Annotated in this window: 22 protein-coding genes; all 22 read right to left on the minus strand. The window is 68.9% G+C overall.

The window, feature by feature from the left end:
- Positions 1-436: 436 nt before the first annotated feature.
- On the minus strand, positions 437-1,258 hold the full coding sequence (locus ACFV9T_RS30680; RefSeq protein ID WP_385445700.1) for a hypothetical protein: 822 nt from the start codon (positions 1,256-1,258) through the stop codon (positions 437-439).
- A 329-nt stretch (positions 1,259-1,587) separates the two neighbouring features.
- Complete coding sequence (locus ACFV9T_RS30685) at positions 1,588-1,908, minus strand: hypothetical protein (RefSeq protein ID WP_385445701.1); 321 nt, start codon at positions 1,906-1,908, stop codon at positions 1,588-1,590.
- Between the two features lie 76 nt (positions 1,909-1,984).
- Positions 1,985-2,398 (minus strand): hypothetical protein, encoded by a 414-nt coding sequence (locus tag ACFV9T_RS30690; protein WP_385445702.1) that lies wholly within the window; start codon positions 2,396-2,398, stop codon positions 1,985-1,987.
- A gap of 118 nt (positions 2,399-2,516) precedes the next feature.
- Positions 2,517-2,894: a hypothetical protein gene (locus tag ACFV9T_RS30695; protein WP_385445703.1), complete on the minus strand. Its 378-nt coding sequence runs from the start codon at positions 2,892-2,894 to the stop codon at positions 2,517-2,519.
- Between the two features lie 16 nt (positions 2,895-2,910).
- A complete protein-coding gene (locus tag ACFV9T_RS30700; RefSeq protein ID WP_385445704.1) occupies positions 2,911-5,433 on the minus strand; it encodes a hypothetical protein in 2,523 nt (840 codons plus the stop codon).
- A gap of 177 nt (positions 5,434-5,610) precedes the next feature.
- Positions 5,611-6,810 carry a hypothetical protein gene (locus ACFV9T_RS30705; protein WP_385445705.1) on the minus strand — a complete coding sequence of 400 codons (1,200 nt, stop codon included), beginning with the start codon at positions 6,808-6,810 and terminating at the stop codon, positions 5,611-5,613.
- Positions 6,810-7,790: a hypothetical protein gene (locus ACFV9T_RS30710; protein WP_385445706.1), complete on the minus strand. Its 981-nt coding sequence runs from the start codon at positions 7,788-7,790 to the stop codon at positions 6,810-6,812. The genes ACFV9T_RS30705 and ACFV9T_RS30710 overlap by 1 nt, the downstream gene beginning before the upstream one ends.
- A 101-nt stretch (positions 7,791-7,891) precedes the next feature.
- Entirely contained in the window at positions 7,892-8,833 is a 942-nt protein-coding gene (locus ACFV9T_RS30715) for a hypothetical protein (RefSeq protein WP_385445707.1), read from the minus strand.
- Positions 8,820-12,878: a hypothetical protein gene (locus ACFV9T_RS30720; RefSeq protein ID WP_385445708.1), complete on the minus strand. Its 4,059-nt coding sequence runs from the start codon at positions 12,876-12,878 to the stop codon at positions 8,820-8,822. The genes ACFV9T_RS30715 and ACFV9T_RS30720 overlap by 14 nt, the downstream gene beginning before the upstream one ends.
- 300 nt (positions 12,879-13,178) lie before the next feature.
- Positions 13,179-13,703, minus strand: a complete 525-nt coding sequence (locus tag ACFV9T_RS30725; protein WP_385445709.1) for a hypothetical protein — start codon at positions 13,701-13,703, stop codon at positions 13,179-13,181.
- A 101-nt stretch (positions 13,704-13,804) separates the two neighbouring features.
- A complete protein-coding gene (locus ACFV9T_RS30730) occupies positions 13,805-14,395 on the minus strand; it encodes a hypothetical protein (RefSeq protein ID WP_385445710.1) in 591 nt (196 codons plus the stop codon).
- A gap of 73 nt (positions 14,396-14,468) precedes the next feature.
- The gene (locus ACFV9T_RS30735; RefSeq protein ID WP_385445711.1) at positions 14,469-14,894 is read right to left on the minus strand and encodes a hypothetical protein; all 426 of its coding nucleotides are present in this window, start codon (positions 14,892-14,894) and stop codon (positions 14,469-14,471) included.
- Positions 14,894-15,142 carry a hypothetical protein gene (locus tag ACFV9T_RS30740; RefSeq protein ID WP_385445712.1) on the minus strand — a complete coding sequence of 83 codons (249 nt, stop codon included), beginning with the start codon at positions 15,140-15,142 and terminating at the stop codon, positions 14,894-14,896. The genes ACFV9T_RS30735 and ACFV9T_RS30740 overlap by 1 nt, the downstream gene beginning before the upstream one ends.
- 40 nt (positions 15,143-15,182) lie before the next feature.
- Positions 15,183-15,713 (minus strand): hypothetical protein, encoded by a 531-nt coding sequence (locus ACFV9T_RS30745; protein ID WP_385445713.1) that lies wholly within the window; start codon positions 15,711-15,713, stop codon positions 15,183-15,185.
- Positions 15,713-16,045, minus strand: a complete 333-nt coding sequence (locus ACFV9T_RS30750) for a hypothetical protein (RefSeq protein WP_385445714.1) — start codon at positions 16,043-16,045, stop codon at positions 15,713-15,715. The genes ACFV9T_RS30745 and ACFV9T_RS30750 overlap by 1 nt, the downstream gene beginning before the upstream one ends.
- Positions 16,046-16,060: 15 nt before the next feature.
- Positions 16,061-16,924 carry a hypothetical protein gene (locus tag ACFV9T_RS30755; RefSeq protein WP_385445715.1) on the minus strand — a complete coding sequence of 288 codons (864 nt, stop codon included), beginning with the start codon at positions 16,922-16,924 and terminating at the stop codon, positions 16,061-16,063.
- A gap of 12 nt (positions 16,925-16,936) precedes the next feature.
- Complete coding sequence (locus ACFV9T_RS30760; protein ID WP_385445716.1) at positions 16,937-17,470, minus strand: hypothetical protein; 534 nt, start codon at positions 17,468-17,470, stop codon at positions 16,937-16,939.
- A gap of 152 nt (positions 17,471-17,622) precedes the next feature.
- Complete coding sequence (locus tag ACFV9T_RS30765; RefSeq protein WP_385445717.1) at positions 17,623-18,087, minus strand: IPT/TIG domain-containing protein; 465 nt, start codon at positions 18,085-18,087, stop codon at positions 17,623-17,625.
- A 124-nt stretch (positions 18,088-18,211) separates the two neighbouring features.
- A complete protein-coding gene (locus tag ACFV9T_RS30770; RefSeq protein ID WP_385445718.1) occupies positions 18,212-19,345 on the minus strand; it encodes a hypothetical protein in 1,134 nt (377 codons plus the stop codon).
- A gap of 110 nt (positions 19,346-19,455) precedes the next feature.
- Positions 19,456-19,731 carry a hypothetical protein gene (locus tag ACFV9T_RS30775; protein ID WP_385445719.1) on the minus strand — a complete coding sequence of 92 codons (276 nt, stop codon included), beginning with the start codon at positions 19,729-19,731 and terminating at the stop codon, positions 19,456-19,458.
- Positions 19,732-19,816: 85 nt separating this feature from the next.
- Positions 19,817-21,103, minus strand: a complete 1,287-nt coding sequence (locus ACFV9T_RS30780; protein ID WP_385445720.1) for a phage major capsid protein — start codon at positions 21,101-21,103, stop codon at positions 19,817-19,819.
- A 224-nt stretch (positions 21,104-21,327) separates the two neighbouring features.
- On the minus strand, positions 21,328-23,181 hold the full coding sequence (locus ACFV9T_RS30785) for an NUDIX domain-containing protein (protein WP_385445721.1): 1,854 nt from the start codon (positions 23,179-23,181) through the stop codon (positions 21,328-21,330).
- Between the last annotated feature and the right edge of the window lie 71 nt (positions 23,182-23,252).

Consider the following 23,252-nt stretch of genomic DNA (forward strand, 5'->3'; position numbering starts at 1 on the left):
GCCCCATCGGCGCGGGGCGCGCCCACCGATCCGCGCGGCGCGGCGCGTCTGGTCTCGACCGGTGCGCGCCCGCCCCTATGAGGCCGCGCGGCATGGCGCGCTCAGGACGGCGCTCCCCTCGGGACCGATGGCGCGCCCTGTGACCTGCGAATTCACCGAGGCATGCTGGCCGGATGGACAGCGCGCGCCTGCCCCGCGCGGGGGAACGGGCCCAAGGTGGAGGCGCGCGGTGAGTATGGCGCGGGTCTTCGAGCGCGCTGTCGTCCGCGCGGACAGACCGCGCCGCGCGGCGCGTGGCACCGGTCGGGCGCGCGCTTGTTCCCCTCGAGCGCGCCCCGCGGCGCGCCAGGACGCGCCGATCGCGCGCGCCCGGAGACGACGAAGGGCGCGCCCCAGGCGCGCCCTCTTCTCTCGATCCGGCCCGTGCCGCGCGGCCCTACGGCGCGCCCTGCCCCGCGGCCCGACGCACCGCGCGCGCGTCTCGGCGCGCCTGCTTCTTCCCCTCCGTCAGCTCCGCGCGGACCTGGCGCAGGAGACTCGACAGCTCCTCGGGGTGCTGCTCGCCGAGGAGACGGAGCGCGCGCAGCCGGACGTTCGGTTCACTCGGCATCCGGCCGTGGCGCGCCTCGGCGTACTGGATGCCGTACCGCAGGAAGCGTGCCTCGACCACGACCCGGTCGCGGAACTCCTTCACCCGGGCATCGCGCGCCTTACGGCGCTCTCCGGCCTCGGCCGCCGGCAGGAACCGGGCCGGTTCCTCCAGCATCAGCCGGCAGACCGCCTCAGCCCTGCCCGCTACTCTCGGTGAGCGGAAGGCGAGCGCTTGCACGCGACGCGGCACCGGCCCCGTGACCGGCTCGTCGCGGACAAACGCCGTCCACCGACGGGCGAACGTCTCGTCGTCGAGCGCGGCAAGCTGCTTGGCCTCCTCGTGCGTGAGGTCGTCGACAACGTCCTCGTACGGGCGCGTGGCCTCCTGGAGAGCCGCCCGGAACGGGGCGATGCGGGCCGCCTGCTGGCTCTTGCTCTCGCCCTCCTGGCGGGGCAGGAAGCTACGCACCCGCCTGATGGCCAGCTCCAGCGCATCGAGGGTCCGCGGGGCCATCCGAGGCGAGAGCAGAGCCGCGCCCTGGACGTCGCGCGGTGCGCCGGTCTTGGACCCGCCGGTGACGTACTGGACGACCGTGTTCATCAGGCCGTCGGGAGACATGCCCGACAGGCGCTTGATCTCCGCCTCGATCTCCTGCGCTTCGGCCATGCGGTCTGTTCCTCCTCGGGTTGGGCCCGCTGCTCTCGGGCCGAAGGTGCACGTCTTTCTGCCGGGGCAGCAAGAGGTGGCCGTACCGAGCCTTACGACAGCGTGTGCCGGATCATCGCTGAGCAGTGCTCCCCGGCCCCGAGTGCTCTGCACGCACCCGGTGGTCTCGATGCCTGGTGTCAGGCGCGTCCCTGGAGAAGGGTCACCGCGGTGTCCGAGAATCCAATGACGCCTGACGGCTATCTCAACGCTGTTGTCGCGGCAGCGGTACGGCCACCTCGAGTTCTGATGGTACCCCCCGGCAGGGGGCCGGCCGGGCGTCGTGGGCCTTATTCGGCCTGCTGAGCCGTCTTTTTGGCCGTCAGGGACTCGATCACCGGGGCGAGCTTGCTGGGCTTCCACACGAGGTCGTAGCTCGTCTGGGAGGCGGCCAGGACGCCGAGGATCGTCACGGCGGTCAGCTTGCCGTGCTGGAACTGCTCCCAGCCTCCGTCCGCTGCCACGGCTACGACGCCGACGATGAGTGCGGCCACGACCGCGACGACCTTCTTGCATTGCGCCGACCAGTTCGGCCGCTGCACGACTGCGGTGAGCAGGGGGAGCACCGTGCCGACCTGGGCACCGGTCGCGAGGGATTCGAGCGTTGTCATGAGGCCCAGCCCTTCATACGAGGTTGCGTATCGGGCGGACTGTGCGCGACGTCGGTGCCTTGCGTCGCGTCCTGGCTCAGCCGCTCGGCCCGTCGTCGTCCAGGTCCTCGGCGATCTCCGGAGGTGGGGCAGGGGCAGGACGCTCGTAGAGCTTGACGACCAGGTGGCGGAGCTGGTGGATGTACTCGATGGCGGTGGCCTTCCAACGACGCCACTGCCGCTGTTCTTCCTGCAGGTGCTCGACACGGCGCTCGAGGTCGCTGTACTTCGCTTCGAGGGACGCCATCCGCTCCAGGGTCTGGTTCGCCGCTGAGCGCTGCTGCTCCAGGAGGCTGGTGAATCCATCGGTGACGGTCTTCACCGCAGCCACCTGGGCGTCGCTATCGTTTTTGCGCGTGGTCTGTCGGTACACCAGCCACGCACCACCCAGCGCGCCGAGCATCCCGAAGAGAGGCGCGAGTACAGGCGCCAGCGACACGAGCCCATCCACTGGCACTCTCCTCGGCCGACCGGTCATATGGGTGCGCGGGAGCCGGAACCAGGACGGTGCGCAGCTCCCCGCGTGCCGTACCGTGCAGGATCTTCCGGCTTGTGTCTTGCCGTCGTGATCAGGTCGCACTCGGGTCCAACAGGTCGGGGGTCACCCCGGCCGTGATGTTCCAGGCGTCCTTCACCGCGGTGATGAGCTGTTCGTCGGTGACGGCGTCGCACAGCTCGGCTGGCTCCGAGCTGGGGGCGCCGGCCGCCGCGGTGAGGACGGTCTCGCATGTCGCGATGACGGGCGTGAGTCCGGCGCTGGTGGCCCCGGTGAGGTCGCTCGGGTTGAGGACTGAGCGTGCGAGGCTGACGCGTAGCGGGTTCCCGGGGGTGGAAGGGGCCTCGTCGAGGACCTGGCGAGCGACGTAGGTCCAGGCCATGCGGACACGGGCGGCAAAGGGCCCGTACAGGGCAAGGGTGTGCATGGCGGTGAGGGAGATGGCGGGCAAAGTGGTTCCTCCAGGGTTACTTGGTGTAGGTCACGCGCAGTCGCGGGGGGTTGGTCTGGCCGACGCCACGGGCGATGCCGTAGTACGTCGAACTGGTGCTGTTGGGGTCCAGGGCGATACCGCGCCAGGATGAGCTGTCGAAAACTCCGGTGATGTCGACCCACTTGCCCTCGTTGCGCTTCCACGAGATCGTCTGTGACTCCGAGTCGCTGGAGAACGTCGAGGGGCGAGACGTGTGCTTGTGGGCCTTGATGACGGCCTTTCCGCCCGCGTTCGAGTGCCAGTGCTCGAAGTAGAGATAGATCTCGGCTTTGATGATCTTGGCCCCGGACAGGTCGGTGCTCAGTGCTGAGGGGAATCCGACCAGGGCGGCCTGGGTTCCGTTTCCCGAGCTGTAGTAGCCCTGCACGCACCGGTTGCCGTAGAAGCTGTTGTGTGAGCCGCGGTTTGAGTACGAACCGCTCCAGCTCGCCGCGTAGGTCTTCGTATATTTCGTCATCGGGGGTGTGGCAGTGCCGCCGCCTGTGTTGTAGCCGCCGGTCTCTGGAATCCGGGGGCCGACGTCCTCGACGTAGTACTTGCCGAGGCTCGTGCTGGTGCCGGAGAGCGTTACCGTCTGGCCGGTGGGCTGGAACGCATTGGCGAAGGTGACCAGGGTGCGGTGCGTCCCAGCACCGAGATCCGAGCCGGAGACGATGTGCTCCAGCCGGGCCGTGAAACTGTTCCCGAGCGCCATGTGGTGAACGGCGACGTGGAGTTGCTTGCTGGTGATGGTCGGCGCCTCGGCGCCGCCGTCGCGGAGCCGGAGCTGAAGCTCTCCTCCTGCGGCCGAAGGGTTAGCACGGGCCTCGAAGACGAACCGGTACATGCGCTGGGGGTCCGCCTCGAAGTCCAGCTCGACGAACCCCATCTCGCTGCCCGACGCGGTGACGGTGCTGGACTGGTAGTCGATGGCGAGGATGCCTCGCGGGAGCTGGTTGAGGTATTCGGTCCAGTCGCTTCCGGCGACGGTGAGGGTTTCCGCGACGGCGAGCCGCTGGAAGCCTGCTCCGCCGTCCTGGTCGATCGTTGCGACGGGGGTACCGTCCGTGGCCAACGTCAAATAGTTGGGGCGGCCGGTCACCAGGGCGACGGCCTCTTGCCCGGCGTCGTCGTAGAGGAGAAGGCCCTGCGGCGATAGCTCGGCGCGGGCCCCGGCAACGCCTGACGCGAGGACGACCCGGCATGAGGAGTTGTCGTACGTCACGGTGCCTGCGGTGGAGTCCACGGTGGAGCAGGCGACGCGAACCTGGGTCGTGCCGGCGGGAGCCGCGGCGTCAGGTACCCCCGTCAGCCGCTGCCACGAGCCGCGCACCGCGCCGGCGTCGCCCGTGGTGATGGTGCTGTATCCGAGGGCCTGACCGTTGGCGTCCTGCCACTGCGCATAGAAGCTGATCCCGGTGCCAGCCCAGTCCTCGGAGACGAGGTAGTCGATGGTCAGCCACATCTTCTGGCCAGGGACGGCGGGCTGAGTGGCCAGGGCCACCGAGCGGGTGATCGCAATGGGGCTGGCGGCGTTCACCTGGAGCGCCTGGGGCGTCTCATTGCCAGGTGTCACGATCGACCAGTACGGGGAGGCGGTGACGCGCTGCGCGCTGATGGCGCCCTCAAAGGACGGGTCCGCGATGATATTGCCGTCGGTGCCCAGTGCCAGGCGGTCCGCGGTAAGCGCTCCAGCCTTGATGTGGGTGGCGTCGATCGCCCCGGCCAGGATCTTGGAGGCGGTGACAGCGTTCGCCGCGAGCTTGTCCGTCGTCACGGACAGTGCGGCCAGCTTGTCCGCGGTGATGGCCAACGCCGCGATCTTCTCGGCAGTGATCCCGAGGGCGACGATCTTCTCCGCCGTGACCGCGTTGACGGCCAACTGGCCGGCACCGATCGCGCCGAGCTTCACCTTGGCCTGTGACACGGCCTGTGCAGCGAGCTTTGTTTCGTCGATGATCCCGTCGATCAGGTCCCTCGGCACGGCCTGCCGAGGAGTGCCCTGCACGGTCGTCGACGGCGGCCCGGTGATCGAGGCGGTGTTTTGCGCGACGAGCCTCACCCAGACCGAACCGTAGCCCTCGATCGCGACGGTCACGGTCCCACCGAGCGGTGCGGTGATTGTGGCGACCTGGGTGGTCACGTCCGGCGTGTAGTCGGCGGCTGGTCCGACGTGAACCTGAACGAGGGCGAAGTCGGAGGGGGTGGCGTAGGCATCGTCCCATTCGCCGTCCCACCCGACGAGGAGTCCGGCGAGTACAGACTCGACGGTGGGAGCGGTCGGGGTGGGTGGCGGGGTCGCGTTGACCGGGACCAAGGCGACACCGCCGTCGGGCTGCACACCGACGCTGCCCTTGAGGATGCCATCCTCGTCGTAGATGTCGAGGGAGCCGCCGCCCTCGATCGATGTGTAGCCGACCTGTGTAGTGCGTTCCAGAGCCTGTAGACGCCGGTCGTAGTCGGCGAGCACCTGAGCCAGGCGTTTGGCTTGTGTCTGGCCGTCGAGGAAGTTCGCCATAGCCGTGAATGCTGAGCTCGGCGGCAGCTAACGTCGCGTGCTGCACCGGAGCTGTGGCATCAGACGGCCGCCGCTCGCCGCGAACTCGGCGCCCGGGCGCCGCCCGACGGCCGAGATCGCGGACACGACTGGGCTGGCCAAACGCACGATCACAGCTCTGCCTCGACGGCCCGTGACTCAGTAGTGGAAGCTGTCGGAGCGCTTCAAGGTGAGAGTGCAGGTGCCGTCTGCGCTGATCTCGTCTCCGACGATCCGATGCCACACGTCGATGTCACCGACCCACGGCACCTCGACCTGGACACGGATGTCGTCGCCCAAGCTCCAACTCCCGAAGCGGGCGTTGGGGTGGTTCCAGATCTGGATGGCGGGGATCTGTAGGGCCTGCGTTCGGCCAGCCAGTTCCTTTTCCCCTCGGGTGCGGAGCGCCTTGTCCGAGGACAGTGTCTTGTCCGTGACGGTAGCGACGCGACGTAGGCGGCCGTCGTACCGGTGTACCTGGGCGCGCTTCATTTTCTTGCCCTCGCCTTTGCCCAGCGCGATGGCCTCGTTGGCGTAGTCATCGCCCATCCCCTCGGGTCGAGCGATGGCGGCCACGTTCTCGCCATCTGCAACGCGCAGGTCGGTGCGTTTCCGGCCGAGGCGGGGCTTCCCCAGCCGGATGTGGTGCTCGATGGTGTTGCCGCTGTCCTCGGCCCAGGAGTGGGTTTCGGCCCAGTCGAACGGGGTCGTGCTGGTCAAGGTGTCGAGTGTCTGCCCGCAATCAGGGTTGTCCCACCAAGCCAGCTCCCAGGGGTCGCTCCCGTCCTTGGCCCCGAGCAGTTCGCCTAGGTCGTGGCTGTCGACCTTGATGCCAATGTTGCCGTACGGGCGGGATTGGACATGCCACCAGATGTGACGGAACGCCTCGAAGGTATCGAGGCGTGGCCCGCCGTACGGTTTCGGCGGCGGCGGAACCTTCTGCTTACCCTTCTTGCCGTCAACCCACCCGTCATGGTTTTTGTCCTTTCCGGCATAGGGATCTTTGGGGATGATCTTCTTGCCGGAGATGACGTAGCCCTCGTAGGGGATGCCGTGCGGGTACGTGCTGAACCCCTCGCAGGCGATGGTGTATTGCGGCCCGTCGAAGCTTGTCTTCGTGACGATGCCACCCCATCGGATGTGGCCGTCGATCTCCAGATACAGCTTGGTGCCCCACTCCTGCAGGATGGGCAGCCCGTCTGCACCGATCATCCGTGCGTACTCGGGGGTGATAGTGCCCGTCATCGAGCCGGGGCCGGACAGGTCCCGCTTCGGGTTGGCGTTGAGAGCGAACGGTACCTCCCAGTCCAAGATCGTCTCTGGTAGCGCGCGTTGAGCGATGAACCGCCACCCGTCCATCAGATCGCGTCCTCTGTTGCATCCTCGACGAATTCGATGTCCATGAAGATCGTGGCGCCACCGTCGGCCTCCAGGACGCCAGTGCCCAGGCTCGCGTCTTGGGCGCGGCACCCCTCGAGCACGACGTCGTACACGTTGCCGCGCATGCTCGACGGAATGGAGATAGTTCCTCCGCCGATGAGTGTGTGTCGCTGGGCTGAACCGACCCAGTCGCAGTTGTAGTTGGTCATTTGGGTGGCCAGGCTGCCCAGGACCGCCCGCAGGTGGCCGTAGCTGTCTTTGGCATTGCGCTGGTCCAGCCCGGACCACGTCGCGATGATCGTGGCGGATGTCGCCCACTCCGGAACCTCGACGTCCCATCTGGCGCCGTTCGGAAATTCCTCCCAGTTCGGGTAGACCGTGTTCCCGACCTCGTCCGGCGTGTCCCACACCCCACGCAAGGCCCGCACGACGCGGCGCCGGCGGGGGTTCGCCATCTCGCGCAAGTCCTTGATCATCGCCTGCGTGATGCTGTTCGTGTTCGCGGGGATGTCGATGCGCGCGAGGGTGATCGCGCTGTCACTGGCGCGGACCTGCTTCACCCTCGTAGTGGTCTTCGGTACGCCGGAGATCACCCGCGTGAAAACGTACGGGCCCACGGCCGGGTCGGCGGGCTGGGGCCACGTCTCGCCGTAGCTGTAGGGGTTCTCGATGCGGGCGACGATGAGGTCGCTGCGGGCGGACGCCCCGGTGGAGGCGATGCTCACCTGATCCGCTGAGGGCAGTCGGGCGGCGTAGGCCTGGTATTTGCCGCCCGTGGCCTTGTTCAGAATGGCGCAGGCGCCGGTGGTGATCTGCACCGCGGCGCCTGGAGTGCTGAGTGCTCGCACCTGCAGGTCGCTGTTGCCGATGATGCCCTCGGCGCCGGCGAACGCCGCGTATGCCAAGAGCCGGGCGACTTCGGAGCTGTGCTCGGCGCCGCCCTCAGTGAACCAGGGCACGGAATCCCACATATGTCTGTTGCCTCCGCTCGACTCGATGGAGGGCAGAGGCTGGCCCGTGAGAAGTGCTAACGTCGCGCGCTGCCAAGGTCTGGGCCCGGTCACAGATAGGCCCAGGCGTCGCGCCAGGCGATCGTCATGTACGACGTGCCTGTGCTATCAGTGCCACGCAGCACGAAGTCGTGGCGGCCGGGAGGAAGACGCATGTCCTTCAACCGGGGGGATGAGCGGGTCAGGGAGCCGGCCACGGACGCGGAGCCGTTGCGGAGCACGGTGCGCGCCCATGGGCGGGTGTCGATGGTGATGCGCTGCCCGGCAGACAGGGTCAGGTCCAGGGACGCCTTCCAGCCGCCGATGACCTCGCACGCGGGTTTGGAGACGGGGCCGTAGAAGGTAATGACGGGCCACGTGGGTTTTGTCCCCGCCATGACGGTTTCGCCGGGGACCTTGGTGGCTCCGGCGCCGGTCATGGACAACGGTGTTGTCAGCGGGCCGATGAGCCCACGGTGGGGTGGGGGAGCCATGTCCACGCGGATGGTGTGCTCGGTGTCGGAGTAGGCCGTGGAGTCGATGCACACGAACGTGGCCACCACGGGGGTGTATCCCTGTCGGGTGAGCTTGGACGCGGCCGGAGCGTATTTGCGCGGGCGGCCGTAGAAACGGCGCGCGCGTCCGCCCTGGACCGTCCGCAGGACCGCCGGTGTCGCGAACCGTTTCCGGACCGCCTCGCCGTCCCACGCCTGCAGCATGGCCGACACGGCGTCGAGATTCGCCCCGTGCCGACCGAGCTGGCTCGGGGCATCGGAGACGGTGTCGACCCCCACCTCGAACGTGATGGTCGCCTGCCCGCGGTAGTCCTCGCCGAGCCGGGCCCCGTCCTCGCGCGGCATGGGAACGTCGCCAGCGTCGACATCTGCGTACGTGATCTCGTACGGCTCGATCAGGTAGCAGCCCGACGCCAGAGAGCCGAACGTGAAGTTCGCGCCCGGGTGCACCCCATTGGCGCTGTACGACAGATTCCACTCACCTTCAGCCAGCGGCATATGCGCCTCCTCGGCGAATGCGACGCAATTCGAACAATGCGTCGCCCAGGGCCTCGCTCGGGGTCGTCGGCGCGCTGGTCAGGTTCAGGTTCAGGTCGCCGCCGACGAGCGCCGCGGCTGCCGGCACGGCGGCTGTCCTGGTGCTGCTCAAGCCGGTGCTCCGGCTGAGCGACACGGCGCCGTTGGCGAATCGGGACAATGCCTTCTCGGGGTAGACGACGGTTCCGCCGAAGTACTGGGCAACCCAATCGAGGATGGCCGCAGAGCGCTTCCGCTTGGCCGGAGCGAGAGGGATGTACGCCTCGCCCGGATACGTTTCCGGCTCGGCCCACAGGCGCATCTCACCGGCCCGAGCGATCTGCGCAATGTGCTGCTCGGCGCCGTTGGCGAAGGCCTTGACGCGAGCCCCGACGGTCGTGCCAAATCGGTGAATGCCGCCGTCCGCGTACCGGACGATGCCGCCGTCCGCATGGCCCGAGACCACGGACGGCTTGCCGACAGAGTTGTACTTGACCGTGACCGTGACCGTCCTGCCGGTAAGGGTGTTGATCTTGCCTTGGATCGCCTGCACCTGCTGAATGGGTGTCCTGGTCGGGGCTGTGATCCGCACTGTCTTGCCGTGGCTGCCATCCACTGTCTTGATCTTGTATCCGAGGTCTTTCAGCGCCGACTGAGCCGTCTTCGTCGGCGCCTTCACCTCGATGGACTTGCCCTTGGGCAGGCCGACGACCTTCTGCTGGACCACCTTGAGCTCGCCAGCCGCCTTCCGCACGATCGCGTTAACCGTGACGTTCTTCTTGTTCGGGGCGTTCGCGATGTCCTGCGCCAGCGCCGCCACGTTGATCCGCGCGCCTTTGGTAGGCGCGGTGATGACGACGTTCTTGCTCCCCTGCAGGCGGGTCACCGTGAAACCGAGGGCTTCGATCTGGTTGCGGGCCTCGATCGTCGGAGCCTTGACCTGGATCGACTTGCCCGGCCTGATGGACTCCAGCGTGCTCCGCAGGCTCAGGAACTCGGCAGTGGCCTGCGGGATGCCCTGCGTGATCATCAGCGTGGTGATGGTGTCTGGGACCAGCCCCATCTGATCGGCCAGAGCTTTCGCTTGCGTCTTGGGGATACCCATGTCCGTAGCAAGCTGGATCGCCTTGGCACGTGCCCGGTCCATGGCGGCCTGGCTCTTGTCCATCGCCACCGACATGGGCATAAGGCCCTGCTCTGCGGCCTCCTGGCTCTTGGTAGCGACAGCCAGCATCGAGTCGCGCAGCTCGGTGAGCTGGCTGTTGAGGGTCTGCCCGTTCTTGGTGCTGGTGTTGACCAACCCGTCGTTGGCGACGAGCGATCTGCCCCAACCGTCGGCGTGGGAGATGTTCGACTGCATGGTGGAGTCGATCCCGAGCATCACGGCATTGAGCTGGGCCTCTGCGTCGTGGAAGCTCTGGGTGTTGCCGTTCAGGGCGTCCAGTGCCCGCTTGAGGGCGTCGACGCGCTCGTCGGCCGTCTTCGTCTTGTCGCTGAACGCGGTCACCGCGGACTGCAGGCGGCCGTACGCGGTGGTGCCGGTGGTACCGGAATTGTTGATGGCATTGGCGAGGTCCTGGTGCTTCTTCTGGCTGTCCTGCAGTTCGCCTTTCACCGTGCCGATGGCGTCCTTCGCGCGGATCGCGGCGAGGCCCTCGTCGTCCCAGGACTGGGCGGCACCCTGGGCCGTGGTGGTCCAAACTTCGTGTGCGTCCGCTGTCTCCTGGAGCTTCTTCTGCAGCTCTCCGAGGGACGTGCCCTGCCCGAGGTAGGCGTTCGTGAGGTCGCCGAGGCTGATACCAGCCTTGCGGACCATGTCGACGAGCTTGCCCTTGCCGTTGGCGAGCTCCGTGTCTTGGAGGAGCGCCGCCGCCTGCGCCCGCACGTTGGCGTCGATCGCGCCGCCGGACGCGGTCAGGGCGTCAGTAAGGGATTTCACGCGTTGCTGGTGGGCCTGGGTGGCACGGGCCGCTTCCTCCTGCCGTGAGGCGAGCAGGCCGAGCCCGATGGTGACGCCGGCCAGGGCGATGCCGAGGGGGCCGCCGAGGGCGGAGGTGATTCCGCCGATGGCTCGCGACGCGACGCGGTTCGCCGCGCCGATCCCCCGGAGCGTGCCGGTCAGACGACCACCCTGTGCGGCAGCGCCCTGGTAGGCGAGCCCCATACGCTGCCACAGGCTGATCTGCGGGCCCAGCACACCGGCGCCCATGGTTCCGCGCATGGTGGTACCGAGCGTGCGCACGGAGGTGCCAGCGGCCACGACGGACCCCCCGAAGGAGCGCAGCATGTTCGCGACGCCGCTGACGATCTTGAGGGCGAGCATCGTGCCCAGGAAGGTCGCCAGCACAGCGTTGGCGCCGGGGACGACACCCATGATCCCGTTGAAGACCTGCAGCAGGCCGTTAAAGGCCATGAGCAGTACGCCGAGCCCAGAGCCAGCTGATGACAGGTTCCCGATCGCCGTCGCAATGTTCGAGATGACGCTGATGATCGCGGGCCCGATGGTCTGGCCGAGGGCGTTGAAGAACGTACCGAGCGCCGGCATCAGTTCAGTGCGGATTTGCCGCACCAAGTCGGTGATGCCGCCGTCCTTCATCGATCGCCCGAGACCGCGCATGAGGTCCCCGAAGAGGAGGTTGACCTCGTGGAACGCGGGGGCCGCGTCGCTGAAGAACTGCTTCATGGCTTTCTGGCCAGTGCCAGAGTTCGCCCAGCGTTCGAACCGGGTCATGCTGCCTTCGAGACCGTTGAGCAGCGCGTTACCGGTGTCCATGGCCGCTCGGCCGACACCGCCGAGGCCCTGGATCAAGCTGCCGGTGGTGCGGCCAAGCTGGGCGGCCTTGTCCCCGGCGTGGTCGAGGAACTTGGCAAGGCTGCCGGTCTCTCGGCCCGCTTGCACGGAGGCCCGTACCCACTGCGTCAGCCGCTCGCCGCCGCGCGCTACCCGTTCGACGAACGGTCCGCTGGACACCAGGAAGTCAAGGGTGGCGCGACCCATGTTGGCGAGGCCGTCCGTCATGTGGCCGACGGCCCGCGAGTTCGTCGACGCGATGGTCTTGAAGTCCTTGCGGAACGGGCCGGTCTGCATGAACTTCGCCCCGCGTTCCGCGAGGCTGCCCATCTGGCTGGCAGAGTTCCCGAGGGTGTCCTTGAGGAGCGGGAAGACGGACTTCGCGAGCGGCTTGATGTCGTCGGCGACCTTCGAGAAGAACCGCTCGCTGACGGACATGCGGACCTTGCTCCACGCTGATTGCAGGGAGGAGACGGCCTTGACCGTGTCGCGGGCCGACGGGGCGAGCTTGTCCAGTGCCTCCTTGAGCTTTTTCTGCTGTGCCTCGGTGACCTTGCCGTCCGCGGAGAGCATCTGCTGCGCTGCGTTGGACTGCTTGAGCGCTTCGCCGAACCCGTTGAACGCGACTTTCGTACCGATGGCCGCGGTGCCCGCCGCGGCGATGAGGCCGGGTATCGCCCCGAGGACACCCACCGCGGGCGCGGCCGCGGACACCAAGGCGGTCAGGCCTGCGCCGTACTGACCGATGAGCGCGACCGCGGGTTGCAGGAGGGAGACGATCGCGCCGATGCCGAGCATCCGAAGCGATCGGCGGCCGCGGCCGGGCAACTGCATCTGCACCGGCACGTTGACCGGGTGGCGGTCGGCCTCGCCCTGGGCGCCGGAGACCAAGCCCCGGAGGCGGCTGAGGAGTCCGCCGCTGCGGTCGCCGTCTCCGCCCGGCCGGACCGGGACCCGGATATCGGCATCGTCGACGCGGCGTCGTAGGGCGTCGAGTTCGGAGCGGAACCGCTCCTCGTCGACCTTGACCTTGATCTTCGCCGAGACGCCCTTGGACGCCTCCTTGACGACGTCCTTGAGTCGACGCCGCAGCCCCTTGGCGTCGATCTCAACCTTGATCTTGGCGGCCAAGCCCTCGGCGGCCGACTCGACCTCTGCGCGGAGCTTCGCGGCGAAGCCTGCAAGGTCGGCGACGACCGGTACGTCGAGGCGACCGGCCTGCAGGCCCTCAGCCACTGCGGACCATTCCTCTCTGCATGGCGGCCAAGAGCATTTGCCGGTGGCCGGACATGCGGGGTGCCTGCGATTCGGGGGCGGGCCGCGGTAGCGAGGCCGATGTGCCGGCGCGCTGGCGTGGTGCGCTCGAGTCGGAGCGAGGCGGGCGGATGACGTGGGTCGGCTCCTCGCGCCGCTTGTCCGCGGCGAGGAGGCCGATCTCGTCGACGATCAGCGCCAGTAGCTCGAGGACCTTGGTCCAGCCCCCGAGAGGGGCGGATCGGACCTGGGAGTCATCTGGCAGTCCGTCGACGAAGGAGATCAGTCGGCGGACGCCGATGAATCCGGGCTGTCCGGGGCGGAGCCAGACTCCTCGGGCATCGATTCCGTGGAATCGGGAGAGGTCGGACTCGACGTCTGCGAATCGCTCGCGGAGGAGCCGGCCGACCGAAAGAGCTTTCCCAACTCGACCCCGTAGACCTTGACGAGCCCGGTGGTCAGGCGGACGTAGTCGCCGACGTACGGGCGCTGCTTGAGGAAGCCCGTGTGCTGGTCGCCGAGGAGGATCGCGTACGTCTCCCGGATCGCACCGAGGAACTTCCGCGGCAGGGAGGGGCGCCGGAACAGGGCGGTGACGACCTCGGAAACGCCGGCGTCACCGTCGGCGGAGTCGACGACTTCGCCGAGGAGTCCGACCAGGTCCAGCTCGTCCGACAGGATCGGATCGAGGGCTTCGGCGGGCAGCTCCGCCGGAAAGATGAACTGTTCTCCGCCGAGCTTGACCGGGATGCCGTCGGGGTACTGAACCTCGCGGCGTTCGGCGTCCAGGTCGATGACGAACGACATGGGTGTGACCTCTCGTGTCTGCGTAGCTGAGTCGCGGTGGTGCGGCAGCGCGCGGACAGTGGCAAGCCGTCAGGGCTTGCGTCGCGCGCTGCCGCGAGGGGTCACGCCGTCGGCGCGAAGGCCGGGTCGTCGGTGATGAGGTACCAGGCGTCGAGGTCGTCGCCGCCTTGGACCGCCAGACGCAGAGGCAGCACGGCCTCCTTGGTCTTGGCGAGGTCCTTCGAGACGCCTTCCATCTGCATGGCGCGCGGGAAGACGTAGCGGTAGTGCTTGCCGCCGTCGATGACCTCGATGACGGCCATCACTTCGGTGCGGCCGCCGATCTTCGGCGGAGCGAACTTGTAGTGCTTGGCGCTGGTCTGGCCCGAGACGGTGATCTCGGTGATTTCGCCACCGCCGTACACGGCCCTGAAGTTCGCGCCCGACCACTGCTGCAGGTCGACCTCGATCGTCGCGGCGTCCGTGGTCTGGAACGTGCGGGTGGGGTACGAGGACTGGGCGCTCCGCACCTGCTCGAAGTTCGGCTCGGAGTTGAATTTGAGGGAGTCCTCGGTGGTGAGGCCTACGTTGCGCAGGGCTTCGGGGATCGGCGACGTAGCGTCGGCCGGGGCCGTCGACCCCACGGGGGCCAGGTAGATCCTGGTGATCGACGGAATGACGATCTCGTTGTTGTTGGCGCTCGCGCCTGCCATGACCTGCTCTCCAAGGGGGTCCGGTGCTAAGACGCAGACACCTTGAGGAGCCGCGGTGGTTAACGTCGCCTTGTCACGGGTGGAGGGTCACGAGGAGGTTCATCAGCCACCGCGGCTGACCGTCGACGAGCGGCGACCAGACGAGGAGGCCGGACGGCTTGACGCCGCTGATGACCGGCTGGCCGGGCATGTGCGGCGCCTCGACGACGCCCTGGGCAGCCTGCGCGCAGCGGACGAGGACGCGCCGCAGCTCCGCCTTGCCGGGCCAGCCGCCAGGGTCTCCGTGGACTTCGAGGGTCACCTCGGGTTCGGTGGCCCATCGGAAGTCGCGGAGGTCTCCGCCGGGTCCGTGGCCGATAGCGAGGTGCGGCCACGGGGCCTCGGCAATCCCGGACACGCGGCCGGGGCCGCCGAGGGCGTCGGCGACCTCTTCGCTCTGCTGGAGCCAGGTCAGGAGGACGGAGACCGGATCGGCGTCCGCGAGGGTCAGCTCGGCCATCAGGTACGAGCGGTGAAGCCTTGGCCGTGGAGACGGCGGGCGTAATCGGGGGACACGGTGATCTCGGCGCCCGGGGTGAAGTCGGCGGCGCCGATGCGCAGGTGATGCGACAGGGTGACAGTGACCGGCTCTTGGCCCTCGCCCAGGGGTGGGCCGACGACGGCCGGAGCTCGGCGAGTGCGCTCGGGGTGGTCCTCGGTGATGTCGGTGGCCCCGGCGGAGGTCTGCTTGGTGGTGTTCGTAGCCATGGCGCGCACTGTGCGGTTGTCGGCGGCTTGTGTCGCGTGCTCAGCGACGGGCGGCTACGATCGCGGCGCCGCGAGACATGAAGTGCGCGCCGTTGGCCACGAGGTTTCCAGGGTAGACCGTGCCGACCTCGGCCTCGACGACCAGGTGGCCGCGGGCGGTGACGGTCACGGTCACCTTCTTCCCGACGATGGCGGGCTGGCCGGTGTTGATGTTCTTCGCCATGCCGTCCGGGTCGCTGTACGTGGTGCACCGGCAGTTCTTGATGTTGGCGACCGCGCGGGACGACTCGTCCTTTGGGTGCCGCATGTATGTCTTGTCGCCGACTCCGCGATGCTTGCGGTCCCACTCCATGGAGTTGATGGCGAACCGGAGGTTCCCGGGGACCTCTTGCCCCTGGGCGGCCACATGGGTGGGGCGCACCTGGTTGTCGCCCACGGTCACCCAGCGCTTGACCGGCGGGGCGAGCCGCTTGGCCTCGATCTCCACCTGCTGAGCGATGCGCTGGACGTGTGGCGCCACCATTCGGGCGAGTGCCTCCTCGAGCCCGGGGGCGGCCGTGAACTTCGCCATCAGGGGACCTCCGGCGGGGTGAGGGTGGCGGTCGCCTGGACGTAGTCGGCGTCGGAGCACCCGGGCACGGTGTGGTTGCGGGTGCTGGTCAGGGTCCAGGACCGGCCGGTCTCGTCCTCGATGGTGTCGCCCTCCCTGACCGGCCACGCCTGCGGGTCGAGGCGTACCGACCATGAGCCGTCGGTCTGCTCGAGGACCGACCCGGGCCAGATGCCGCGGGGGGCCGGCTTGTGGTTGGGGCCCGGCGGTACGGGCACGCCGTTGGCATCGCGCTCCCAGGGGTGGGCGAGCGCGCGCACCGTCAGCATGGCATTCGGCAGCACGACGGACACGTGGGCAGCCTCCTTTCAGCGACGGCGGTAGCGGGTGGAGGAGTACGGCCACGGCGGGCGCGGCGGGATGGCGAGCGGCTGCCAGAGGCGGCGCTTCAACCGGGACAGGGTGCCGATGGTCGGCAGGGCGCCGGCCTGACCGGTTGTGGGCGCTGAGTCGTACGAGATCGACTGTCCTTCGGCGCTCACGGAGGAGACGCGGCGACCCTGGGCGCCGACGCCACCGGGCCGGTTGCGTTCGGACTCTGCGGCGTGGGCGGTGACGTAGCGGACGACCGGGTCTTCGGCGGCGCCGTTCAGGCCGACGAGGAGGTCGACATCGTATGTGCCGTCCCCGCGGTCGCGGTAGGCGGACACTTGCCAGTCGTCATCGATGTCGAACGGCCACGCCTCGGGGTCGGTCAGGTCCTCGCCGGGGTGCCAGTAGGGCGTGACCGCGGTGCGGGTGACGACGCTCGGAACGAGGGATCGCCCCAGGTAGCCCTCGACGTCGGCTTGCGCCCGGCGGATCGCGGTCGTGAGGGCGTCGCGCTGGGTGGGGGTGAGCGGGAGCGGAACGCCGAGGTCGTCGGCGACGGCTTCCGGGGAGGTGGCGAGCCCCAGCCCGAGGGGAAGGTCCAGCCGTACGGACTGGTCCTTGACGGGCTGGGCGCTGTTGCTCGGGATGAAGGTGACGGTTGCCCAGTACCGGCCGGGCGGCACGTCGGGCAGCGCGAACCGGTACGTCCCGGGCCGCAGTCGAGTGCCCGGCCCTGCCGCGGCAACTTCGGTGGTGCGTTCCGGGCCGTCGTAGAGGATGAGGCTGGTGACCTGTCCTCCGGCCCGTTCGGGGTCGTAGTGCGCCCCGCCGTACATGGGCTCGTAGTCGACGACCGACACCCCGGGCCTCCCTTACTTCTCGGCGCCGGTCGCGTCGGCCTGAGCAACCAGGCGCTCGCGGATGCGGGCGGCGATGCTCTCCGAGACGTGCGCGCCCTTGGGCTGCAGCAGCCGCTCGATCGGGTTCCGGTGCGGTCCCACGTAGGTCCGCTCGAGGAGGCGGACGGTGCACCGGAGGGTGGAGCCGTACGGGGTGACGGGCTGGAACACGGCGTCGATGTCGGCCGGGGGCTGCTTGGTGGCGTCGTCGAGAATGACCTCGGCGATGTCGTCGGGAATGACCTCGGTCGGGGAGACGTAGCCGGGTTCCGCCGGTGCCTCGGGAGCCTGGTGGATGGCCGGCGGCTCCAGCGGGGCCACGTCGGGCGCCTTCGGGCTGGCATCGGTGATGGTCGTCTCCTCGACGGGCTCCGTGGTGGTCGTCTCCTCGACGGTCAGAGCGTCCGCGGGCTCCGCGGTGGTCTGCTCGGTCTCGGCGACGGGGGTGTCGCCGACGTCCGCGGGCTTGGCCGCGGCGGTCTTACGGGTACGGGTGGTGCCTGCCATGGGTGGGATCCCTCTCGGGGTGGTGGTCCGGTAGGCGCGCACCCTGCACGCCTGGCGGCGTTTGTGTCGCGTCCTGCCTCAGCGGGGCGGCGCGGGCGTACGGGCCGTGCCCGGACGGCTCCCTTCGCCTGTGGCCGTCCGGGCGCCCGTGGTCAGGCGGTGTAGGTGAAGCCGCCGGTCTTGGTGATGTTGCCGGCGTCGTCGACGAGGACAACGTTCACCGCCCCGGCCGCGCCTGCGGGCGTCTTGACGCGCAGCTCGGTCGCGGAGACGACCTTGAGTTCGGTCCCGGCCGTCGCACCGAAGGTCACCGCGGAGACGCCATCGAGGGCTGTGCCCGTGATGGTGACGGCGGTGCCGCCCGCGGCTGGGCCCGTGGCCGGCGTGAGGGTGGCGATCGTCGCCGCGGTGAACAGCCGGTCGATCACGGACTGAGGGACGATGTCCCCGGCCTCGTAGAGCAGGTAACGGCGGGAGCCCTCGGGGTGGCCGTCGCCGCGGCCGTACGGCTCGGACTGGTAGACGTTCTCGGTGAGGCGCTTGGGCGGGTCGGCGAGCGCCGCGGCCGGGAACGCCGCCTTCGTGATCCGCTGCCCGTTCTCTCGATAGAGACCCATGGGTGTCCTTCCGCTGCTTCCGGTGTGGTGGCCGCGGAAGGATGAGGGACGGGAGGCGCTACGGTCGCGCCCTGGGTTCGCTTGCACTTGTGCAAGAACGATCTTGGGCCGGGATCGCGGTCCTTCACAAGAGCCGAAGGTCGTCCCAGCCGTCGGGGCCGATGCTGAACACGAGGAGACCGGACGCGGAGACCTCTCCGCTGCGGGCGGCATACCAGTCGGACCCGTTGTCGAGGGTGGGGGCCTGAATCCACAGGCGGCCATTGCCGACCTGCTGGGCGCGGAAGTGGTGGAAGTGTCCGGTGACCAATACGTCCGCGTCGGCGATCGGCTGCCGGCCGAACGTCTGCCCGCGCCACCAGTCCACGGCCTTGTCGGGCCGCGCGTACTGGTGCCCGTGCGCCAGGCCCACGATGGTTCCGGCGATGTCCAGCGATACCGACTCCCGCCACCGTTCCGGCATGACGAAGCTGACGTGCCCGTAGGCCGCCTCGTTACGGGCGTAGGCGTCAGCGATCTGCGACAGGACCTCAATGCCCCAGTCGTCGCTGGGTGGGCCGACAGCCTCACGGCCGCGGCGGACCCGGCCGTGGTTCGAGCCGCACGTCGCTGCGACAACCCGGCCGAAGCGCCCGGCGAGGCGGTCCAGGCCCTCAAAGGTGATCCGGCGATGGACGCGGATCATCTCCGTCATGGTCAGGTCGTTGGTGTACGCCTGCTGCGCGATGTTCTCGTAGTTCTCCACGCAATCCCCGGCATCCAGCCAGTACGCCGCGGTCGGTGCCCGACCGATGGCCGCGAGGTCGCGCAGGTGGTCGTCGAGCCGGTCGAAGCGATCAGCAACCCGTGCGATCAGTTCGGGGGTTCCACCATCCCGGCCGACCTTCCCGGCCTGAGCGTCGGCGTAGACGACGACCAGAGCGCGCTCCGCAGTGTCGACGGTGGGGCGGAGCTTCCTGCGGCGGCGCATCGCATCCCGTACGAGGGCGTTGACGTCGCCAGCGGACTGCCAGATGGGGGCGGCCGGTTCAACGACGTAGCGGCAGCGCCATACGGCGCGGGTCACCGCGTCGTCGCCTTGGTTGTAGCGATGCCACGCGGCCGGATCGTGCTTGGCCTCCACCAGACGGACACGGAAGCCCTCGGGGATGGCGAGCCCCATCTCCCCGACGCGCTCGCGCCAGTCAGCCTCGCCGCCGGGCTGCGCCTCGGTGGGCGGGGCCGTGACCACCATCGTGCCGCCGGGTTCGTATCGCACCCCTGCCTCCCAGCCGCGGGGGGCGGCCGACTGTGTCCGCTGGGCTTGCGTGGGGTGGCTCTGCTCGTGGGAGGCAGGGTCGAGGAGCGCTTGCAGGTCGCTGTCGAGGCTCATCGCTCGCACCGGCATCCGTTGGACTGCCCGCGACGCCGGTGCCGGGCAACGGTGTACGCGGTGACCGCATCGCCGTACCGGCTGAGGGTGTCGGCGATAGCCTTCGCCGTGACACGGTCGGAGTCCAGGGCCGCACGCAGGGAGGCCGCTGCCTTCTCGTCCGCGGCGGCCAGGAAGGCGCCGACGCTGCACTGTGGGCCCCGGTGGGTGGTGGGGGCGCTGGCAAGCGCGTCCAACTCTTCCGCGAGGCCAAGGGGTTGTTTCTCGATCACCGGCGTCCTCCGTGGTCGTGATGGTGGTACGTGGAGGGGGGTGCGCTCGCCCGCGGCGGGACGCACCCCCTCACCCGTGTCCGGGTCAGATCGGCTGGGTCCAGGTGCCGATGACGAAGGACTCAGGCCGTGGGACCTCGAGCGCCAGGCGCTCGTCCGCCCTGAAAGTGATCAAGCCCTTCTCAAAGTTGTCCGCGTTCTCCGAGGAGACGGTGACGCTGACGTTCTCCCTGTCGTGGAGCTGCGCGCCGAGACCGAAGGCGCCGATGAGGAAGTCCCCATCCGACATGGCCGTGGTCTCGACGACGTTCAGCCTCCAGACCTTCTTCTCCGCGCCGATGGCCACGGCGATGGCGACGCGAAAGGCCCCGTTGTCGTCCTCTTCGACCTCGACGTGCTCCCACATCGTGGGAGACAGGACGATGCCGGTCGGCTCGTACTCGGCCAGGAGCGCCTTGGTGATGGCGCGCCGGATCTGGACGCTGTACTTGTCGGTCGAGAGTCCCTGGTACTGCTGGACTCCGGGGGTGTTGTAGATGCCGGTGAGGGACTGGCCGTCGCCCACGGAGTGGAGCAAGTCCCAGTCCTCCTGGTACTTGACGCCCTCGACCATGCGCCCATTGATGAACGTCTTGAGCCTCGGCTCGTCGCTCAGGATGTTCTTGTGCGCGTCGATCAGGTGCGCGACCTCGGCGACCGGGTACATCACCGGGGTCAGGGACAGCTTCGACCGCGGGGCGCGGCCCCAGGTGTCGGTGTCCGCGCCAGTCGCCGGGCTGGTGCCGTCGGCGGCGTAACGCTCCTTGACCTGCCTCGCATTGTTCGTCCAGCCGGTCTCCCGGGCGCCGTAGAGGACGGCCTGCTTGGTCGAGGACTTCGGGAACAGGTCCCGGATGTGCCACTTGCGGTAGGCCCGCTCGGCGATACCCAGGTTCTGGACGCTGCCGAGGGTCTGGTGCGTGACCGTGCCGGCGCTCAGGGAGAAGATCGACTTCCCCTCCATCGCGGCGCGGATGTACGGGCGATCGTCGAAGCCCGCGGCGCTGGCGCGCTTGAAGGAGTCGGACTCGACGAACATGTCGCCGAGGGACTTCCCCTCCATGGTCTGCGTCTTGCCGTAGTGCGCGGCCGCGGCCGGCGTGGTCTCCGGGGCGTCGAGGTATTGCTTGATCTCGACCAGGCCCTGCTCGGCGTCGATGAGCGCCTTGATCTCCTGCGCCTCGCTGGAGACCTTGCGGAACTTGGTGGCCTGCTCGGTGGAGACGACGAACCCGCCGTCCTCGACCTTGAAGGACCTGCTGATCTCCTCGGCCTCAGCGCTCTTGGCCTGGAGCTGCTTCTGCAGTTCCTTGATGCGGGCGTTGTCGGGCATTGCTGCTCTCTCCCTGGTGCTGGGGTGCGGTTGACGTGCGTCGCTCCGCCCGGCCAGCACCGGGACAGCCTCAACGCGTGGCGTGAGTGAAAAGGGAGAGAGGGGCTAACGTCGCACGCTGCCCGCTCAGGGAGTCAGGAGCGGCAGCGCATAGGGTTTGACCTGCGGCTTTTTGCCGTGCAGATGGGGAGGCCAGGGGAGCGGGGTGAGGCTGGTCGTGCGACTCAGCTCCGCATCATGGCGAGCACGGACTTCACTTCGTCCTCGTCCAGACGGACTGTGTCCGCGTCGTCCTCCGCGTCGACGTCGCCCTCGGCGGGCGGCGGAGCATCCTCAGTGGGCACCTCGTCTTCGTCCTTGTCGTCAGTGAACGTGTAGTCGTCCCACAGGTCCATGCCGGTGGGTCCGGCCGCGCGGTCCCGGAAGGGGGCGGCGGTCTTCGGCGCGCTGGTGTCGTCGGCGACGTCGAGGCCCTTCGCTGACAGGGCGGCGATCAGCGTGCGCACCTTGTCCCGTACGTCCGTGAGTTGGTCCGGGTCGGCCTCGGTGGTGTTGATGCGGGCGGTGGCGTCGGCGAGGGCTTCCACGGTGGGCTGCACGACGCGAGCGTCGACGTCTTCCGCGTCGGTGGCCGTGCGCTGCGCGCTGGCACCCTCCGGGAGTACGACGGTGGCGAGTTCGACGGGCTGAGGGGTGCCGAGGCTGATCTCGCCGTTCGCGGTGGCCGTGTACGGGATGGCGTAGTGGCTGCTGCGCCGCTCGTCCTCGCTGTGCACGGAGACGATGACGCGGTCCGGGTAAGTTCCCTCGATGCACGTCCAGGTCTGGCCGTCCTGGTCGAGGAGTTCGCGGACGCTGTCCGAGAGGCGGGCACGGAACTGCTCTTGGGACTCGGGCAGGGGGTTACGGGACATCACAGAAGCCTCCGGGAGGGGCATGGGATGGCTCTTGGCCTCGGCGACCGCGGAGCGGGCGGACTTGTGCTCGATGCGCGGTTGGACGGAGCCAGCGGCGGCCACTGCGGCGCGCGCGGATTTCGCTTCCGTGGTGCCGAGAGCGGCGTAGGCGTTCATGACGCCGGCGGCGAACTGCTCGGCCTCGGCGCTGGGCTTCTTGGCCGCCGGGCCCTGCGGCAGGGTGGCGCCTGCCAGGAGGGACCAGGGGGTGTCACGGCATGCGGGCCGGAGCAGGGACATGTCGGGGAGGGCGGTGATCGGCCACCAGGCGGTGACCTCTGGCGTTTCGCCCTGGGGGTCGTCGGGGTTGGTCACCCGTCGTTCGCTGGGGGGCCGGTTCAGCGGTATGTGGGACTCGCCGGGGACTATGGCGACGAACCCGCGGTAGATGCCGTTCGGGGCGGTCCAGGAGCCGACGACGCTTGCCGATCCGGGGAGTTCGGCGCCGGTCTCCTCCTGCCACTCGCGCAGCGCCGCGGCGAGCGCGTCCTCGTCCTTCTCCAGGTGCCCGCCGGGGAACTCCCAGGTTCCGGCGGCCGGGTCCTCATCGTCGAGTGCGCGCTGGATGAGCAGGACGCGGCCGGTGTCCTCGGCCTTGAGGACGAGTCCGGCGACCTTGATACGGTCCTCGTCCTTCCCTGCGTCGAGTTCGACGACGCTGGGCGTCGCCTTGTACTCCATGCCGGGGTTGGCCGCGGCCTTGACCTCGAGCGCCCGGGTCATCGGGTGCGCGCCGTGCAAGACGGGGCTCACTTCGAACAGGTCGAGACGGTGGATGACGCGGACGCCGTCACCGCGGCGGGTGGCTCCGTCGGCGGGCACGCGGTAGCCGATGGAGAACGCGGCTTCGCCGTGCTCGTACCACTGCTTGACCTGCTCGTAGGTGTCGCGGCCCTTGCTGGTACGCCGGTTGTACTCGACGGTCGCGACCAGGGCGCCGGCCTCGGCGGGCCAGTCGGGGACGTCGGCGAACCTGGGGTCGCCGGGTAGCCACTCCTCGACGTGCAGGACGACGCCGACGGCGTCCTTCCATTCGTGGTGCCATACGGCCTTGACGCGACGGGTGGCCAGGGTGTGAGCGAAGGCGCCGGGGACGATGAGGTCGTTGACCTCGTCGACCACGCCAGTGACGGCGTAGATTGCCCGGCTGGTGCCTCGCAGGGTGTTCGGGTGTGACGATCTGGTGGGTGGAG

This window comes from Streptomyces sp. NPDC059850 (assembly GCF_042731515.1).
In the GTDB taxonomy this organism is placed as follows: domain Bacteria; phylum Actinomycetota; class Actinomycetes; order Streptomycetales; family Streptomycetaceae; genus Streptomyces.